This is a genomic window from Testudinibacter sp. TW-1 (genome assembly GCF_050613185.1).
GTDB lineage: Bacteria > Pseudomonadota > Gammaproteobacteria > Enterobacterales > Pasteurellaceae > Chelonobacter.
This window is the reverse complement of the sequence record NZ_CP192511.1, coordinates 2,556,178-2,572,059: the sequence shown is the minus strand read 5'-3', so window position 1 is coordinate 2,572,059 and position 15,882 is coordinate 2,556,178. Positions and strand designations below refer to the sequence as shown.

Below are 15,882 nucleotides of genomic sequence, written 5' to 3'. Positions count from 1 at the left end.
GTTTCGGGGTGTTGCGTAACGTTACGGGGGTTATTTAAGTCAATTTTAGATGTTTTGAAAAACCTATAAGCAACTTACCTGATTACATAAGTTGCTTATTAGATCATATAAGTTGCTTTTATGATCTATCAGATAGTAAAAAAGCCCTTGTTAGGGCTTTCTTTTTGGGTTTAGTTGTCTAATCCAGTTTATTATTGTTCTAGGATTTTGTGTTAAATCTAACTTGTCTTTTAATTGGTATGCCATATCTTCTAAAGATATTGTGTTATCTTTTTCCCAAATATCTTTAGCCCATTCTTCGGCTTTTAGTTGTTCGGGTTTCTTTTTCTTTGGAGATTTACCTTTTATAGAACGCTCAACTTTAGCGGAAACCTTAGTATAAGAATAAATTTCGTTAATACTTGATTTCATCATTGAATACATGAAGTTAAATAGTATGATGTATTTTCGATCTATTTTCTTTCTATCGTTAAACTCTTTATTCATTTCTTGAACATCAGGGAATATATATTTCAAATCATTTTTCATAAATTCATCTTTAGTTTCAACTAAACAATTAAATAAATGATTTATTAAATCCAATCTCAATAACAGCTGTTCCTTTGTATATTCTGGTATTTTATTGTCCTCTAATAAATTACCAAATGCGTCATATTCATCTTTCCCAATCTCACTAATGGCATTATTCCATATGGTCAATGCTTCATTTAATTGGGAGTCTGATAGTTCTGCCTCAGTTTCAAGTCGTTCGATAAGGCTGAGTAATTTAGTTGAAATGAAATTAAAATCCATAACGCCCCTTTCGCATTTATCCTTAAGAGTGGAAACACACCAACAAGATAAGGTTTCTTGCTTTCGGGGATCAGCCTAGGCGTGTTTTATTGGGTTATTGTATCTTTTTTTGTAGCTGATTGTTACATGTAATACAGACTGCGTTAGTTGCTTCTGGGGGATCGGTGTCCAGTGTAATCGCTATATTGTGCGTATCATTTACATTTTTTCTTTTTTCGTACCAATTCCCCATTGAGTAATTTGATCCTTTTTGATAAAACTCGAATATTGATTCAGTTTTACAATTCTCACACCTTAATTTTATTGTATGATTATCAATTACCACTATTTACCCCTCTCTTATTTGATATTAATTATTATGTTAATCTTTTGTTCTTCGCCACCAGCAGCCGGAATAAACGTCGCTGTGCCGGTTGCTTTGAATAGTGGTTCAGGCTCTTTCTTCTGTTGTGCTTGGCGATAGCTGTCTATTTTCTGCTGAATGAATCTAGCTCGGTTAAGTTCTTTTTGTTCTTTCTCTATTGCTTTAAATTTTGCTTTGCGGTCAGCAATAGCGGTATAAATGATGGAGAAAATCGCAAAAATAACGATACTAATTAAAAATAACTCCCAATGAGCAAAAATAAATCCGGCAGCAAAAAAGAGTATGTAGGGGGCTATAAATAACAAAAAAAATACTTTTAATATATATGTCATCGCATGCCCCCATCATCATTAATCATACTTAGAAAGTACCAATAATAGCGGGGTATTTCAATTATTTTATGATGTTTTTAGTCTCTTTTTTAAACTCTTCTAAAAAGGTTTGGGCGGTGGTTTTTAGTGCGCGGTCTTTGCCTTGGCTTGCGCCTTTTTCTATAAAGTGCCGTCCGGGCATTTTCTGCGTACCGTAGTTCACCATCCACCAGTAAAAAGGATCGGTGTTATCCCGTGTATTTTCGCCCACTCTCGCCATGCGCTTTTTACCAGCTCGGCGAATACCTATAAAGGTTCGTCCGCTTAATCCGTCCTTGGCGACTTTGGTTTTATGCCGCACGTTCTTCTTTACGGTGCCTTTTGCCCGAAAGCTGGCCGCACTTTTTAACACGGGAACATTCGGACGAATGGATTTCTTTAAGTCATTCGCACCAGCGGTTAAGGCTTTTCGGATTGGCTTTCGTGCGGCTTTTAATAAGGCTTTCTCAACCTTTCCCATGTTGATTTTTATCTCGGCCAGTCCGCTGATTTTGGTTGTTGTTCCCATTGTTTCCCCTTATGGTACAGGCGGCTGCCACCGCCTGATTATGCCTATTCGTCGTCTTCGTCACTGTCTTCTTCGTTGCGATAAAAGCTGATCGCATATTGCAACACGGCGTTGCGGTACACGCTGTTATCGTCATCGGTGCTGTATTGAATGCTTTCAAGATTGCTTGATTCCAAGAGGTCAATAGCGGGCAATTTGCGGATATGTTGGATCACCTTTTCCGCCAAATCGTCTAGGTGTTCTTCCGCCACCACCGCCGGCACATACAAAGAAACGTTTAATTTACCGCTCCAGTAACTGCCGCATAAATCGTCATCATCGGTTTGTAATTGATCAATATACACCGACAATGCCGGGAAATCGGCTTCATTCAAAACCAATAAATGCCCGTTGTGGTAAAATCGAATTTCGGGGAAGTGTCCGCTCAGGTGTGAAAAAACATGATTGCGGATTGTTTTAGCTTGTTGCATTTTTGTTGCTCCTTGGTTTGGGTTATAAATCAATGCCGTTGAAGTTATCAAGGGCGGTTTTGTGTGCTTCGCTCATTTCAAAGGCAATATCGCCATATTCCAGTTGATAAGTGCCGAATGCCATTAAGAACGCAATTGCCGGGTCGATTTTATTCGCCGCCTTTTTCTTGTTGGGCTTAATGTTGGCGTTGGCGTCGGTTTCCATGACCACGTTAGACAATGCCCACGCTAAAACCGGATCGCCGTTGTGTTCGATGACCTGCCGATTAATCAGCACTTCCGCCGATTTCGCCACCGGGCTAAAACGCTGATAGGTTTGCGGGAATGGCTCAACCTCAAGCCCTGCGCCTTGTAATTGGGTTCTGAGGTGCGTGGCGTTCCATACGTCAAAGCCGATTGTTTTCAGCTCAAATCGTTCTGCGTCCTTTAAAATATCGTCTCGGATTTTGTCATAATCGATACAATCGCCCTCGGTGGTGATTAACCAACCTTGCCGCACCCATTGCCGATAGATAGCACGGTTCTTGTTCGCCACGTTGTTAAGCTGAAATTCGGGGATATAGTGCCGGGCATATAACCGCACTTTGTTACCGTGCGGAAAGGCATAGCATACGCTGGTTAAATCGTTGGTGCTGGATAGATCCAATCCCATGTAACATTCTTGGTGAAGTAAATCGGTTTCGCTGTAATCCCGTTGGCACGCCGCCCAATTGCCGTCACCTAGCCACGGCGTAGAGCCTTGGCACCACACATTAAAGCGTTTTGTCAGCATTTCCACCCATTCCGACGGAATGCCGCGCGCTTTTTTAATCGTGTTCTCGAAGTCTAAGTGCGGTATCGATTTGCCGATATTCGGATTCGCCTTGATCCAATTGTCGGGGTTGTCTATTTCGCTCTCTTCGTCCAGTTCAAAAATCAGCACAAATAATGAATCGTTGTGCTCGTTGCCGTCTAAAATTTGACAACAATAATCATAGTGCTGTTTACAGGCAGAAATCACATTGCTTCCGGCGGTGGTGATCGCGAATAGCAATCCCTCTGGGCGTGCGCCTTGCCCTAATTCCAGTGCGCTGTACACGCTGTTGTCGCTGTGTAAGTGGTACTCGTCCACAATGGCAAGACTGGGGTTTGTTCCCTCAATGGTGCTTGACTTCGCCGCCAGCGGGCGCATAAGGCTGTTATTTTTCGGGTAGATCATTTTATGTTGCAATATGCTGACCCGTTTTTTAAGCGGCTTTGAGAGTAGGCACATTTGGCGCGCGTCATCAAACACGATTCGGGCTTGGTCTCGGCTCACGGCGGCAGTGTAAATATCCTGTTGTCCTTTTTCCATGATTAGAAACCAGTTGGCAAGCACGGCGGCAACGGTAGATTTTGCGTTTTTGCGTGCCACTTGAACATAAGCGGACCGGTATTTTCTCAATCCGGTAGCTTTATGCTTGAAGCCGAACAGGTTAGCAAATAAAAATTGTTGCCAGTCTGACAACGCAATCGGCTGTCCGCGCAAATGTCCTTTGACGTGCGGGCATAGACGAGAAAAGGCGATAAACTGCGTTACAGTCGTTTCATCGAACACATAAAGCGGATTATCTAAGTCCGAAAAATAGCGCGCCACCGCTTGTTTTATGCGCTTACAAGCAATGATTTGACCGTCTTTTACCGCCGTTGCGTAGTCGTGCCACTCGCTCATTTATGCCCCTAGCTGATCTAATTCGTCCATATCTTCGGTTTCCACCGGCGTTTTACGGCGGCTAACCGGATCGAAACCCAGCAAGGACGACATTTTAATCATAATTTTTTCCGCGTCAGCCTTGGCAGTCAGTGCCGGATTGCGTGCTTCCGTGCCCTGGGAATTGGTGATCGAAAAGCCACGCTGTGCCAAATCTTGAACCGCGCGGCGATAAAGCGAGTAGTTCAAGCAGTACATTTCAAGGTGAACTAAATCCGCGTCTTGAATATCGCCACGCTCTAATAGCTGTTTGATTCGCGCTTTCCATTGTTGTGTTGCGATGTCGTCTAAGTAATCCGGTACTTTCGGGGTTCTGCGTCTCGTCATTGTGTTTCCTATATTTTCAAAAAAATCATCGTGCGTAAAAATTAGAGGGGGCGGGCGGTTTTCGTTGGGGCGGGGTTTGTTTCCAAAACTCCCCCCACCCCTTGCTTACCGCTATTCAAAACATGCTTATCAAATTAAAGTCATTCAATATCAATGTGTTATTATTCTTTGCTTGATTTGTTTAATCCCCTTAACTTTCGGGAACGTTACTTCTTCGCACCATAACCCCGTTTATCTATCACCCTAGTCTTGTAGCTGTGGCAGTCACGGCATAAGGCTTGATGATTGTCAGCCGCCCAAAACAGCGGATCGGCTTGCCCGTTCTCTATTGGTGTGATGTGGTCTATCACGGTTGCCGCACTGTATTTACCCTTGGCTAGGCACATCACGCATAGCGGGTGAGCCTTGAGATATTGCGCGCGGTACTTCGTCCAATGGCTATCATAGCCACGCTGTGAGGCGGTCAGGCGGTTATCTTTCGGCTTATGCTCCTCACATCGTCCGGATTGTACTTTGTTACGGCAACCGGGATAGGTGCAACGCCGCAATGGTTGATAAGGCATAGGCTATCATCTCAATATAAACAGGGTTCACGGTACACACTCCATAGCGCACTAATCGACATCGGCACGGTATGAAGTGCGGTGTCGGTGGTAATCTCACGGTTAGCATAGAGATGACCGACATACATCAAACAGCCAATCTTGATAGACTGATTAAACGGCACTGTCTCTGCTGTCAGACTATCGCCAAAGGTTTTGCCGATATGCGTTTGTGCCACCTCAAGGGCGGCCGCGATATAACCGGTAATCACATTGTCGTCCATATCGTGATCGACAATTAAATGCGCCTTGGCTTCGTCTAAGGTGATGAAACTATCGGGCATAGGCTTCCCCCTCTTTACACATCAATTGAATTTCCCGGTGGCTCTCTCGGCTGTCTATCACCGAATAAATCGCCAATATGCGATCGCCGTAACGCAACCGCATTTTGTTGGTGATATTCGGCAGATAGCGGATTCTCACGCGGATAATGTTTTCTCCCAATTGGTACGGACCGCTAAAATATTCCCGTCCTTGTAACGGTTCGATAGCGGCGTGAACGGTTGCCACATCTTCCCACGTGGTTGTATGGTGCCCGTAATTATTCGGGGTACGAATCGGGCGCTGAATGGTGACTGGCTTGTTATAGCGTCCTGCCTTAATCATTCTTGCCATTGCCCGCCTCTTTCTCGTTGCCGCCTTTTTTCACTTCGACGGTTTGCTTCCATGCTTGGCTAAATTCCTCGCCACCGGCATACGGGGTTAAACCCTCTTTGCGGCGGACTTCATTCGGGCACATCACGCCGGATTTAATCGCCACATCGTAACTATTGAAGCGGTCATTTTGACTGGTGCGCAATAAATCGCTGGTGTCAAATTCAATCAGATAGCGTGGTGAAGTGCGGTTCAAATCCACCATAAGCGCGTCTTTCAGTTGCTGTTCAAAATTCGTCAGCCACGGGCGCAAGGTTTGCGACAAAAACGCACGGCTGGCTTCGCTGAAATTGCTGTAGCTGCTGTTGGAATAGTCTTGTAAAAAAATCGGGCTGATATTGAAAATGCGGGCAATATCGCTAATCGTGAACGTGCGGCTTTGTAACCACTCGGCGTCTTGGTTAGTCATGCCCAATTGCTTATATTCCATTGAGCCTTCAAGCACCGGCGTTTTACCGGCGTTTTTTGCGCCTTTGTAGCGTTCAAGTGCGGCTATGGCTTTTTTAGCTTTTGCTTCGTCCAGCCATTCCGACGTAGTAATAATGCCGCTTGGCATTAAACCGTTTTTCATCACTGCCGATCCGTGGCGTTGTTGCGCTAATCCTAGCCCTATCGTTTCACGGCAAATCGTAATCGGGGAACGTCCCATAAAGCCGTCATCGGACGAGTGCCGCAAGTGTAAAATCTCGTCCTGTAGATAGGTTTTGACGTTGCCGCTTAAATCGGTGATTTGATAAATATAGCTGCCGTTCAGTTTGCGTTGAATATTAACCGCACTTGGTGGGTAGGGCGTTAAGGATAACGGCTCGCCGCTTTTATCCCACTCAATCACCGCATAGGCATTACCATTTAACAAGCAGTGCCTCATCATCGTGTATTTGAATTGGTACGGCGTTTGATTGCGGTTCGGCATTTCATTCAGCAAGAAATCCACCGGGCTGTTAAATACCCGTTCCCGTCCATCCTTTTCCAAGCGATACAGATAACAGGGCATAGCCGCCACCGCCTCACTAATCACCGTGACCGCATTCAACACGGCGGGCAAGGCTTCGGCAGTGGACGGGCTGACAAATTCCCCTGCGCCGGTATTGCTCGCCCCTAGGTAAGATAAATACTCGTCAATGGTGAATGCGTTGCGCTGTTCCGTTTTGCGTTTAAATAAACCAAACATGATTACACCTCGGCTAAATCCGCCCAGCGCGCATAAAGTGCGGTAGGGTTCTGTTGCTTGCGGGCTTCCGCCATTGAGCGTTTAGCGATTTGAACACTGCTTTCCGGATATGCCGGAATACTGGTGATCGTAATCTCTACCAGCTCGGCACGGTTTACGGTGCGCAAAATCGGCTCTTGCTCAAAATCCCATGAATCGCTTAAGGTGCGAAAACCGAACGACATACCGGAAATATCGCCACGCTCCACCGATACCAGCAAATCACGCCCCAGTGTGGTGTCCGGCGGCACCAGCTCGAAACGTAAGCCGATATTATCCTCCACCAGCGATAACGTGCCGGCGGCGGTTCTACCCAGTAATTTAGCGTGGTCGTGTTCAAACAGTGCGCGCACGTCTTGCCCCTCGGCTAGCGATTCCGCAAACGCATTGGGGGCGAACTGCTCGACAAAATCCCATAACGGTTTAGATTGGCTATTCCAGCGCACCACATAGCCGATCAGTTTTTGGCTGTCGCAACTGATTTCTGATGACCTGATTTCAAATTCTTTCATACTATCCCTACTGATAAAAAAGGGGACTTGCCGCCCCCTGATTTCCTCGGCTTACGCCTTGGTTTCAATAAATTTGATTGCGTTGGAATCCACCACGCCACCACCCAAATATTTATCGGTGTGGACTTTGTAAAAGCCCGGTGAAGTAATGCTATCCGGACGAGTGCGGATGCCGGTTTCATGATCGACAATGTAATAACCGCGTTTGAAGTCACCCAATGCGATCACGGCTTTACCTGCGCCACCTGCCGGCATAGTTTCCAAATAGTGAACCGGCAAGCCTAATAGCGTTGCGGGTGCACCGGCAGATAAACCGTCACGCCAGATATAATCACCGTTCCCGTTTTTCAGTTTTTGAAGTTGCGCGGCAATCGCTGAACTCATCACCCACACCGCATTTTTACGGTATTTGCTGTGTAAGGTATACAACAAATCAATCAGGGTATCGGCGGTAATCCCGGCGGCGTTCGCCACTTCCAGTTTTTGAAGGGTGCCAAATGCGCGCGTTTTATCGGCGGTAGTCGCACGGGCATAGGTTAATAACCCTTTCGCTTTTTTATCGCCGTCACCGTCGGTTAAATCGGTTTCTTCGGTTTCGGTAAAGGTTTCACTGATTTCTTCCGTCAGCCAGCCCAGCACATCAATTGAGCTAAAATCTAAGATTTCTTGGGTGGTTTTCGGATAAGCATAAATCGCATTTAAGGCAATCGTGACCTCGTTTAATTTCGGCGTGTTGGTTTCCGTGCGTGCTGTGCCTTCCGTTCCATGTTGAACCACGGCACCACCGGCAGAAACCAATTTTTTATACTCTTTTGCCCCCATTGGCAAACGCACCACGTTACAGATTTGACGCATAACACTGTCATCGGTTAAACGGGTCATGACTTGCTTATCCAACTGCGGAATAACTGAATAGCCGCCGTCATCTTTGGCGGTGGTGGATAGTGAACGCAATTCGCCCGTCTTGATATAGTGGCGCAAATCGTCATTGTTTAACGGTGTTTGCTTGGTTTCTACCGGCTGCCCCTGCTTACTGCGCTCTTCATCGGCTAACGCCTCATAGCGCGCAATATCCGTATTCAGTGCGGCGGCTTGGTTGCGCAATTCGTCAAAGGCTTTGGCTTCCTCATCGCTTAAACTGCGGTTTTCGGTGTCGGCTTGGGTCAGCATACTGCGCATATCCTCCGCCAGTTTCGCCTTTTGTTGGCGTAATTCGAGAAGTTTTTTAAACATGTGATTAATCCCTTGAAAGTTATCTTAATTAAGACGGCTACAAGTAGCCCATATCATAAAATAAACACTTCTAGGGGGTTGTAAATAGTGGATTTTTAATGTGATAAATGACGATAGGCTACGAACAAGGAATTTACAAAATTATTGACATGGAACGGGCTTTTTTAACGAATTGGGCTTGTTTGTTGATCTTGCTTTTGCCAATGTGTGAAATTGAAGTGTCTATTTTTATCCCCTTATCTATTCTTTATCTATTTATTCATCTACTTCTATTTTTTCTTTATAAATCAAAAAAATAAATATATATTATATTTAATAAATAGATAAGTAGATAAAAATCAAAAAGTTTAAAATAATAACAAAATATAAAAAAGCCAGCGCAAAGACTGGCTAAAAGTTATCCGTTCACAATTTGAAGATGGAATTTAGGGATCGCACTCTGTGCGGCTTGTTCGACATAATCACCCCACCACTGCAGCATATCAAAACGATGTGGCAAATATTCCGCCCTGAGATAAGCCATGCGCACGTCGTCGTTATTGATATGTGATAATGCCACCTCGATCAAATCTTTATCAAAGCGGCGTAAACCGTCGGGCGTTCTGGCTTTGTTTAAGACGGTGCTGGCTATAGCTCGCATACCGTGCGCCACCAGCTTGCCCTGATAACCAATTCTTTTTATAGCGGCGTTTGCGGTTTGGGTGTTGATGTGGGTTGTCGGATTTTTAATGCTTGGGAATAAATACGTTTTGCCACCACTGATTTTTTTTATTTCACGAAGAACAGCGATAGCTTGCCTTGATAGCGTAACTTTATGCTCTCGTCCCTCGTCAGTCGTTTTTAAGCCTTTTTGAATGTAGATAGTCCATATCCTTTCTTTCTCGTTTATGTCACTGTAGCGCGCCGTGGCGGCTTCTGCTGGGCGTGTCATTGTCAGCAGTTGCCATTGAATTAAAAGCCGCGTAGTGAGCGTTAAATTCGCATTTGCGAGGGCTGTCAAAAATTCGCCCAATTGTTCCGGTTTAATTGCTTTCATGTGGGTAACGGTTGGACTGTCGAATTCTTTGCCAATGTTGGCGATTGGGTTATTTTCAATAATTCCTCGGTGTAGGGCGTAAGTCATGATTTCATTCATTTTCTGAATTGCGCGCTTTAAGGTTTCCAGCGTTCCGCGAACCTGCAACGGCTTAAACGCATTAATTGCCATAAGTGCGGTAATTTGTGTTATTGGCAATTCGCCAAAGTGGGGGAGTAAATGACGTTTGATCATGCCCCAAGTATCAGTTGCAGTTTTCTCTGAAAAGTGGGCGCGGGTTTTCCGTTCTTCAAACCATGCCCCGGCAATCTTGGCAAACGTATTATTATCCGCTTGTTGCTGCCGTTCGGTTTCTTGTTGCTGGTAGAGTTGCGGATCGATATTTTGAGCTAGCAACGCTTTAAATTCTTCTCGTTTGGATCGTGCTTGAGCAAGAGAAAGATCGGGATAATTGTTCAAGCTGATATAGGTGCGCTTTTTGGTTATCGGCTTGTAATAATTAAATTGCCACGTCTTTACCCCATTGGGCTTTACTAACAGATACAATCCGCCACCGTCAGCAAGATGATAAGGCTTTTCTAATGGTTTTGCTTTATCAACTTGTGTATTGGTTAAACTCTTAACAATCCTAGACATATCAAGCCTCCGGGCGTTTTTAGTAATACGGTTTTTAGTAATACGATCGGCATATTACTAAACGTATTACTAAAATTCTAGATTTAAGGCGAAATAATACGACAAGCTACGAACAATAAAAAAGCCTAGAGGCTTGTATTCTCTAGGCTTTCCGATACGCTACGAACAGTAACGATATATTTTTTGGTGGAGCTGAGGGGATTTGAACCCCTGTCCGAAATTACTCTACCTTCAGTCCTACATGTTTAGTCGGTCTTTAATTTCACTTACCTACTGCGGACAGACACGCGACAGATAAGCTAGCTTGATTCAATTTAACGTTTCGATCCGCAAGCGGAGGCGTCCACGCGATCTCGTTTGGGATGACTCCTCTTGATCCCCGCCTTACGAGCGGAAGCTGGGGAGAGAAGGCTATGAGCAGGTTATTAAGCTGCTAAAGCGTAGTTTTCGTCGTTTGCGACTATTGTTTTGCGGTTTGTTTACGAGACCTACCGCACCTCGACATGCACCTTGGGCTTCGCCAATCCCGTCGAATCCAGAATCAGCCCCAAATGAGGTTGTGAAGTGTAACAAAAATCCGCTAAAAACAAAAGGATTATTGCCGCTTTTTCGCTTTGGAGAAATGCAATGCAAACGGCTGTTTTTCGGTGACAATATCGTAAAGTGCGGTTAGAGTGGATATCGCTGTTTAAAAAATAGGCAGTTAAACTTTTTTGTTTTATGACAGTTATATGACAAAAATAAAAAAATATTCTATTTCATAAAGATAATAAAATAAAAATAGCGTCATAACTAGCTTTTTTGTTGGTTTTCGCAAGGAAAAAAGGGCTTGCCTGATAAAAATATTGGTCTATATTCGTGCCATAAGTTTTATGTGGCGGGGCAGAAATGGGCTGCCATAAGGTCGAGAATCATCAGATTTAATACTTTTACTTTAAGGAGACTCTCATGAAAGCTATCAAAAATAAATTTGTCCGTACTTCGTTATTCGCATTAATGGGTTCAACCATGGTATTGGCGGCGAATAGTGCCGTTGCGGTTGATATTACCGGCGCAGGCGCATCATTCCCGGCGCCGATTTATGCAAAATGGGCTGACACTTATCAAAAAGAAACCAAAAACCGTGTCAATTATCAAAGTATCGGTTCTTCCGGCGGCAAAAAACAAATCATCGCCAAAACCGTCGATTTCGGTGCAACTGACGCGCCGATGAAAGATGAAGAATTGACAAAAGAAGGTTTATTCCAATTCCCGACCGTCATCGGCGGTGTGGTGTTGGCGGTTCACTTGGACGGAATCAAGAGTGGTGAATTGGTGTTAGACGGTAATACCGTGGCTGACATCTATTTGGGCAAAGTGAAAAAATGGAATGACGAAGCGATCAAGAAATTGAATCCGAATCTGAATTTACCAAACAAAGACATCGCGGTTATCCGCCGTGCTGACGGTTCAGGCACCACTTTCGTGTTCACCAGCTATTTGTCAAAAGTCAGCGCAGAGTGGAAAGAAAAAGTGGGGTCGGGTTCAACCGTACAATGGGCGCCGGGTTCATTCGGTGGTAAAGGCAACGAAGGGGTTTCCGCTTCAATCCAACAACTTGACGGCGCAATCGGTTATGTTGAGTATGCTTATGCCAAACAAAACAACTTACCGTATGCCAGTTTAATTTCCGCTGACGGTGAAGTGGTGCGTCCTAGCTCTGACAGCTTCAGTAATGCGGCTGCCGGTGCCGATTGGAACAGCTCTTTCGCCCAAGATTTGACTCAACAAAAAGGGGCGAATGCATGGCCTATCACTTCAACGACTTTCATTTTGGTTGAAAAACAACCGGGTAGCGTAGAGCGTGCGACCGAAACCTTGAAATTCTTTGAGTGGGCGTTGGATAAAGGCGGCGATGAAGCCTTGGCTTTAGACTATGCCGTCTTACCAAAATCAGTTGTTGATACCATTAAATCAGCTTGGAAAGCAAATATTGTTGATAAAGACGGAAAAGCGCTTTACTAATTCCGGATGTCAACTCAACGGAGTGTGAACACACTCCGTTTTATTTCCTAACGATTTATTTAGAAAGGACGTAATATGTCAAATAAATCCTCAGCGGTAATATCACCAAGTAAGAAAGGTGATATTTTTTTTGAATTACTGGTCAGATTTTCAACTTATCTGACGTTGTTAATTCTTGGGGGAATTATTCTTTCGCTGATCATTTCTTCCCTGCCGGCAATGAAAGAATTCGGGATTGCTTTTCTTTGGTCAAAAGAATGGAATCCGCCTTTAGATCAATATGGTGCGCTTGTGCCGATTTACGGAACGTTGGTCACGTCACTCATCGCCTTGATTATTGCGGTTCCGGCAAGTTTCGGGATTGCGTTTTTTCTGACTGAATTAGCGCCGCAATGGCTGCGCCGCCCGTTGGGGACGGCGATTGAGCTTTTGGCGGCAGTGCCGAGTATCGTTTACGGGATGTGGGGCTTTTTTATTTTTGCTCCGTTGTTTGCCAAATATTTCCAACGTCCGGTTGGTGAAGTGGTTTCCGGTTTCCCGATTATCGGTTCGTTATTTTCCGGTCCAAGTTTCGGGATCGGAATTTTAGCCGCCGGGATTATCCTTGCGATTATGATTATTCCCTACATTGCTTCGGTAATGCGTGATGTGTTTGAACAAACCCCGGCGTTGATGAAAGAATCGGCGTACGGAGTGGGCTGCACCACTTGGGAAGTGGTATGGCGCATTGTGCTGCCTTACACCAAGAGCGGTGTGGTCGGCGCGATCATGCTGGGTTTAGGGCGTGCCTTGGGCGAAACCATGGCGGTAACGTTCGTGATCGGAAATACTTACCAACTCGACAGCTTGTCGTTGTACATGCCGAGTAATAGCATTACCTCGGCAATTGCCAACGAATTTGCCGAAGCCGAATCCGATATGCATATTTCCGCCTTAATGGAATTAGGCTTAATCTTGTTTGCTATCACCTTATTAGTGTTAATCGTATCCAAACTTTTGGTGCGTCGTCTGTCGAAAAATGAGGGGGCGAAGTAATGGCAACTGCAACCAACAATAAATACGAAATTGTCAAACAGCGGTTACAAAACAAACGCCGTATGATCAATAATATTGCGATTGCAATTGCGATGTTGGCGATGGTGTTCGGCTTAATCTGGTTGGTCTGGATTTTGTTCACCACTTTGGAAAAAGGGATTGCCGGCTTATCGTTGGATATTTTCTTAGAAATGACCCCCGCACCGAATGCGGAAACCGGCGGATTAGCGAATGCGATTGTCGGAAGCTTGATGATGGTGATCTTAGCCACGGTTGTCGGCACCCCGTTGGGCATTTTGGTCGGGATTTATCTGTCGGAATACGGCAAAAAATCGTGGTTGGCGGAAGGCATGCGTTTTGTGAACGACATTCTGTTGTCGGCACCGTCGATTGTTATCGGGCTATTTGTCTACGTGCTGTTTGTGGCGCCGTTTGGTAATTTCTCCGGTTGGGCGGGAGTTGTCGCCTTGGCCTTGCTGCAAATTCCGATTGTGATTCGTACCACCGAAAATATGCTGAATCTGATTCCGAATAACTTGCGTGAAGCGGCGTATGCCCTAGGAACGCCGAAATGGAAGATGATTCTGTCGATTACCTTACGCGCTTCGACTGCCGGGGTGATCACTGGGGTGTTATTGAGTGTGGCGCGTATTGCCGGCGAAACCGCACCATTGATGTTTACCGCACTTTCCAACCAATTCTGGAGTTTGGATATGAGTAAACCGCTGGCGAGTTTGCCGATGACGATTTATAAATTCGCTTCCAGCCCGTTTACCAATTGGCAAGAATTGGCTTGGACCGGAGTACTGATTATCACGTTCGCGGTGTTACTATTAAATATCTTGGCGCGCGTTGTATTTAAAAATAAAGAGAAGAAGTAAGGAATAACCGATGAGCATTATTGATTTGAATAAAACCGAAGCAGGCAAAAAAATTATCGAAGTAAAAGATCTCAACTTTTACTACAGCGATTTTCATGCCTTGAAAAATCTGAATTTGGACATCGAAGCCAATAAAGTCACGGCGTTTATCGGTCCGTCCGGTTGCGGTAAATCCACTTTGTTGCGTACTTTTAACAAAATGTATGCGCTTTATCCGGAACAACGGGCGGAAGGGCAAATTTTATTGGACGGCGAAGATATCATCAGCAGCAAAAAAGACATTTCCTTACTGCGTGCCAAAGTCGGCATGGTGTTCCAAAAACCGACGCCGTTCCCGATGTCGATCTATGATAATATTGCTTTCGGGGTGCGTTTGTTTGAAAAACTGTCGAAACCTGAAATGGACGAACGCGTCGAGTGGGCGTTAAGCAAAGCCGCGCTGTGGAATGAAACCAAAGACAAACTGTTCAAGAGCGGTTACAGCCTCTCGGGTGGGCAGCAGCAGCGTCTGTGTATCGCACGCGGCATTGCGATTAAACCGGAAGTATTGCTACTGGACGAACCCTGTTCGGCACTCGACCCGATTTCGACCGGGATGATTGAAGACTTGATTCTTGAGTTAAAAAAAGAGTATACCGTGGTGATCGTCACCCATAATATGCAACAGGCGGCGCGTTGTTCCGACTACACGGTGTTTATGTATTTGGGCGACATTATCGAACACGGCGAAACGGAAATGATGTTCAACCGTCCGAAAGACGGCAGAACCGCAGATTACATTACCGGACGTTTCGGCTAGAAACCCCGGTTAAAAGGAGAAAAAGATGACATTAAATGAAAAAAAACACATCATAAGACAATATGATCGTGATTTAAGCCACCTATTATCGTTGTTGCTGACCATGGGCAGTTTGGTGCAAAAACAGCTGTATGATGCGTTGCAAGTAATGAAAGGCAATGCCGAGATTAGCGCAAACGATGTAGTGGAAGGCGATCAACAGGTCAACTCGATGGAGGTGGCGGTTGACGAGGCATGCGTCACTTTGATTGCCCGTCGCCAGCCGTTAGCCGATGATCTGCGCTTTATCATCACGATTTTAAAAGTCGCTTCCGAATTAGAGCGTATCGGCGATTCGGTGGATAAGATGAGCCAAACCGCCTTGCATGATGACGTTAAAATTGAGAAAAGATTGCAAGATAAGATTGATGTCATGACGCAAGACGCAATTGCGATGTTGCATGATACCTTACGCGCATTTTCCAGCATGAGTTTGGAAGAAGCGAAAAGCGTATACGTGCGCGATATTAAAATTGACGAGCGCTATAAAGAGATTATGACAGATGTGAAAGAAGGAATGCGGATTGCGCCGGACAGTATTGACAGTTTGCTGACCGCACTTTTAGCCGCTCGGGCGATTGAACGTATCGGCGACCGTTGCCAAAATATCTGCGAATTTATCTATTATTACTTGAAAGGCGAAGATGTGCGCGAAACGACCGAGCGTGTGTTTTAACAGC

General features: G+C 45.1%; 18 protein-coding genes and 1 other RNA gene. 5 read left to right on the top strand and 14 right to left on the bottom strand.

From position 1 onward, the window contains the following. Positions 1–150: 150 nt before the first annotated feature. From ACQ31U_RS12345 to ssrA, 14 genes are all read right to left on the bottom strand, one after another. Positions 151–792, bottom strand: coding sequence for a hypothetical protein (locus ACQ31U_RS12345; protein WP_431052509.1), 642 nt, complete (start codon positions 790–792; stop codon positions 151–153). Positions 793–1,131: 339 nt separating this feature from the next. Next, positions 1,132–1,488 (bottom strand): hypothetical protein, encoded by a 357-nt coding sequence (locus tag ACQ31U_RS12340; RefSeq protein WP_431052507.1) that lies wholly within the window; start codon positions 1,486–1,488, stop codon positions 1,132–1,134. 61 nt (positions 1,489–1,549) lie between these two features. Continuing rightward, on the bottom strand, positions 1,550–2,035 hold the full coding sequence (locus ACQ31U_RS12335) for an HK97-gp10 family putative phage morphogenesis protein (protein ID WP_431052505.1): 486 nt from the start codon (positions 2,033–2,035) through the stop codon (positions 1,550–1,552). A gap of 44 nt (positions 2,036–2,079) precedes the next feature. After that, positions 2,080–2,505: a phage tail terminator protein gene (gene gpU / locus ACQ31U_RS12330; RefSeq protein ID WP_431052503.1), complete on the bottom strand. Its 426-nt coding sequence runs from the start codon at positions 2,503–2,505 to the stop codon at positions 2,080–2,082. Between the two features lie 22 nt (positions 2,506–2,527). Beyond that, positions 2,528–4,195 (bottom strand): terminase large subunit, encoded by a 1,668-nt coding sequence (locus ACQ31U_RS12325; protein ID WP_431052501.1) that lies wholly within the window; start codon positions 4,193–4,195, stop codon positions 2,528–2,530. After that, the gene (locus tag ACQ31U_RS12320; protein ID WP_431052499.1) at positions 4,196–4,561 is read right to left on the bottom strand and encodes a phage terminase small subunit P27 family; all 366 of its coding nucleotides are present in this window, start codon (positions 4,559–4,561) and stop codon (positions 4,196–4,198) included. A gap of 206 nt (positions 4,562–4,767) precedes the next feature. Next, positions 4,768–5,124 (bottom strand): HNH endonuclease signature motif containing protein, encoded by a 357-nt coding sequence (locus tag ACQ31U_RS12315; RefSeq protein WP_431052497.1) that lies wholly within the window; start codon positions 5,122–5,124, stop codon positions 4,768–4,770. A gap of 11 nt (positions 5,125–5,135) precedes the next feature. Then, positions 5,136–5,447, bottom strand: a complete 312-nt coding sequence (locus ACQ31U_RS12310; protein ID WP_431052495.1) for a head-tail connector protein — start codon at positions 5,445–5,447, stop codon at positions 5,136–5,138. Further along, on the bottom strand, positions 5,437–5,778 hold the full coding sequence (locus tag ACQ31U_RS12305) for a phage head closure protein (protein WP_431052493.1): 342 nt from the start codon (positions 5,776–5,778) through the stop codon (positions 5,437–5,439). Before ACQ31U_RS12305 ends, ACQ31U_RS12310 begins: the two co-directional genes overlap by 11 nt. Next, positions 5,762–6,988, bottom strand: coding sequence for a phage portal protein (locus ACQ31U_RS12300; RefSeq protein WP_431052491.1), 1,227 nt, complete (start codon positions 6,986–6,988; stop codon positions 5,762–5,764). The genes ACQ31U_RS12305 and ACQ31U_RS12300 overlap by 17 nt, the downstream gene beginning before the upstream one ends. Positions 6,989–6,990: 2 nt before the next feature. Next, positions 6,991–7,539 (bottom strand): HK97 family phage prohead protease, encoded by a 549-nt coding sequence (locus tag ACQ31U_RS12295; protein WP_431052489.1) that lies wholly within the window; start codon positions 7,537–7,539, stop codon positions 6,991–6,993. 51 nt (positions 7,540–7,590) lie between these two features. Next, the gene (locus ACQ31U_RS12290) at positions 7,591–8,772 is read right to left on the bottom strand and encodes a phage major capsid protein (protein ID WP_431052487.1); all 1,182 of its coding nucleotides are present in this window, start codon (positions 8,770–8,772) and stop codon (positions 7,591–7,593) included. 397 nt (positions 8,773–9,169) lie between these two features. Beyond that, the gene (locus ACQ31U_RS12285) at positions 9,170–10,444 is read right to left on the bottom strand and encodes an integrase arm-type DNA-binding domain-containing protein (RefSeq protein ID WP_431052485.1); all 1,275 of its coding nucleotides are present in this window, start codon (positions 10,442–10,444) and stop codon (positions 9,170–9,172) included. A gap of 184 nt (positions 10,445–10,628) precedes the next feature. Next, positions 10,629–10,993, bottom strand: a transfer-messenger RNA (tmRNA) gene (gene ssrA / locus ACQ31U_RS12280). A gap of 399 nt (positions 10,994–11,392) precedes the next feature. Here ssrA and pstS point away from each other — a divergent pair. The 5 genes from pstS to phoU all read left to right on the top strand — a co-directional run bounded on the left by pstS (position 11,393) and on the right by phoU (position 15,878). Further along, positions 11,393–12,448, top strand: coding sequence for a phosphate ABC transporter substrate-binding protein PstS (pstS, locus tag ACQ31U_RS12275; protein ID WP_431052483.1), 1,056 nt, complete (start codon positions 11,393–11,395; stop codon positions 12,446–12,448). 75 nt (positions 12,449–12,523) lie between these two features. Beyond that, the gene (pstC, locus tag ACQ31U_RS12270; RefSeq protein ID WP_431052481.1) at positions 12,524–13,483 is read left to right on the top strand and encodes a phosphate ABC transporter permease PstC; all 960 of its coding nucleotides are present in this window, start codon (positions 12,524–12,526) and stop codon (positions 13,481–13,483) included. Next, positions 13,483–14,364, top strand: a complete 882-nt coding sequence (gene pstA, locus ACQ31U_RS12265) for a phosphate ABC transporter permease PstA (RefSeq protein ID WP_431052479.1) — start codon at positions 13,483–13,485, stop codon at positions 14,362–14,364. Before pstC ends, pstA begins: the two co-directional genes overlap by 1 nt. 10 nt (positions 14,365–14,374) lie before the next feature. After that, entirely contained in the window at positions 14,375–15,163 is a 789-nt protein-coding gene (pstB, locus tag ACQ31U_RS12260) for a phosphate ABC transporter ATP-binding protein PstB (RefSeq protein ID WP_431052477.1), read from the top strand. 25 nt (positions 15,164–15,188) lie between these two features. Continuing rightward, on the top strand, positions 15,189–15,878 hold the full coding sequence (gene phoU, locus ACQ31U_RS12255; protein ID WP_431052475.1) for a phosphate signaling complex protein PhoU: 690 nt from the start codon (positions 15,189–15,191) through the stop codon (positions 15,876–15,878). The last annotated feature ends 4 nt before the right edge of the window (positions 15,879–15,882 follow it).

Bases quoted from the DNA above. Each gene is read 5' to 3' on its own strand.
- pstC (WP_431052481.1), top strand. From the start codon at position 12,524: ATGTCAAATAAATCCTCAGCGGTAATATCACCAAGTAAGAAAGGTGAT.
- ACQ31U_RS12290 (WP_431052487.1), bottom strand. From the start codon at position 8,772: ATGTTTAAAAAACTTCTCGAATTACGCCAACAAAAGGCGAAACTGGCG.
- gpU (WP_431052503.1), bottom strand. From the start codon at position 2,505: ATGCAACAAGCTAAAACAATCCGCAATCATGTTTTTTCACACCTGAGC.
- ACQ31U_RS12305 (WP_431052493.1), bottom strand. From the start codon at position 5,778: ATGGCAAGAATGATTAAGGCAGGACGCTATAACAAGCCAGTCACCATT.
- ACQ31U_RS12300 (WP_431052491.1), bottom strand. From the start codon at position 6,988: ATGTTTGGTTTATTTAAACGCAAAACGGAACAGCGCAACGCATTCACC.
- ACQ31U_RS12345 (WP_431052509.1), bottom strand. From the start codon at position 792: ATGGATTTTAATTTCATTTCAACTAAATTACTCAGCCTTATCGAACGA.
- ACQ31U_RS12295 (WP_431052489.1), bottom strand. From the start codon at position 7,539: ATGAAAGAATTTGAAATCAGGTCATCAGAAATCAGTTGCGACAGCCAA.
- ACQ31U_RS12285 (WP_431052485.1), bottom strand. From the start codon at position 10,444: ATGTCTAGGATTGTTAAGAGTTTAACCAATACACAAGTTGATAAAGCA.
- ACQ31U_RS12310 (WP_431052495.1), bottom strand. From the start codon at position 5,447: ATGCCCGATAGTTTCATCACCTTAGACGAAGCCAAGGCGCATTTAATT.
- pstS (WP_431052483.1), top strand. From the start codon at position 11,393: ATGAAAGCTATCAAAAATAAATTTGTCCGTACTTCGTTATTCGCATTA.
- phoU (WP_431052475.1), top strand. From the start codon at position 15,189: ATGACATTAAATGAAAAAAAACACATCATAAGACAATATGATCGTGAT.
- ACQ31U_RS12315 (WP_431052497.1), bottom strand. From the start codon at position 5,124: ATGCCTTATCAACCATTGCGGCGTTGCACCTATCCCGGTTGCCGTAAC.
- ACQ31U_RS12325 (WP_431052501.1), bottom strand. From the start codon at position 4,195: ATGAGCGAGTGGCACGACTACGCAACGGCGGTAAAAGACGGTCAAATC.
- ACQ31U_RS12335 (WP_431052505.1), bottom strand. From the start codon at position 2,035: ATGGGAACAACAACCAAAATCAGCGGACTGGCCGAGATAAAAATCAAC.
- pstA (WP_431052479.1), top strand. From the start codon at position 13,483: ATGGCAACTGCAACCAACAATAAATACGAAATTGTCAAACAGCGGTTA.
- pstB (WP_431052477.1), top strand. From the start codon at position 14,375: ATGAGCATTATTGATTTGAATAAAACCGAAGCAGGCAAAAAAATTATC.
- ACQ31U_RS12340 (WP_431052507.1), bottom strand. From the start codon at position 1,488: ATGACATATATATTAAAAGTATTTTTTTTGTTATTTATAGCCCCCTAC.
- ACQ31U_RS12320 (WP_431052499.1), bottom strand. From the start codon at position 4,561: ATGACGAGACGCAGAACCCCGAAAGTACCGGATTACTTAGACGACATC.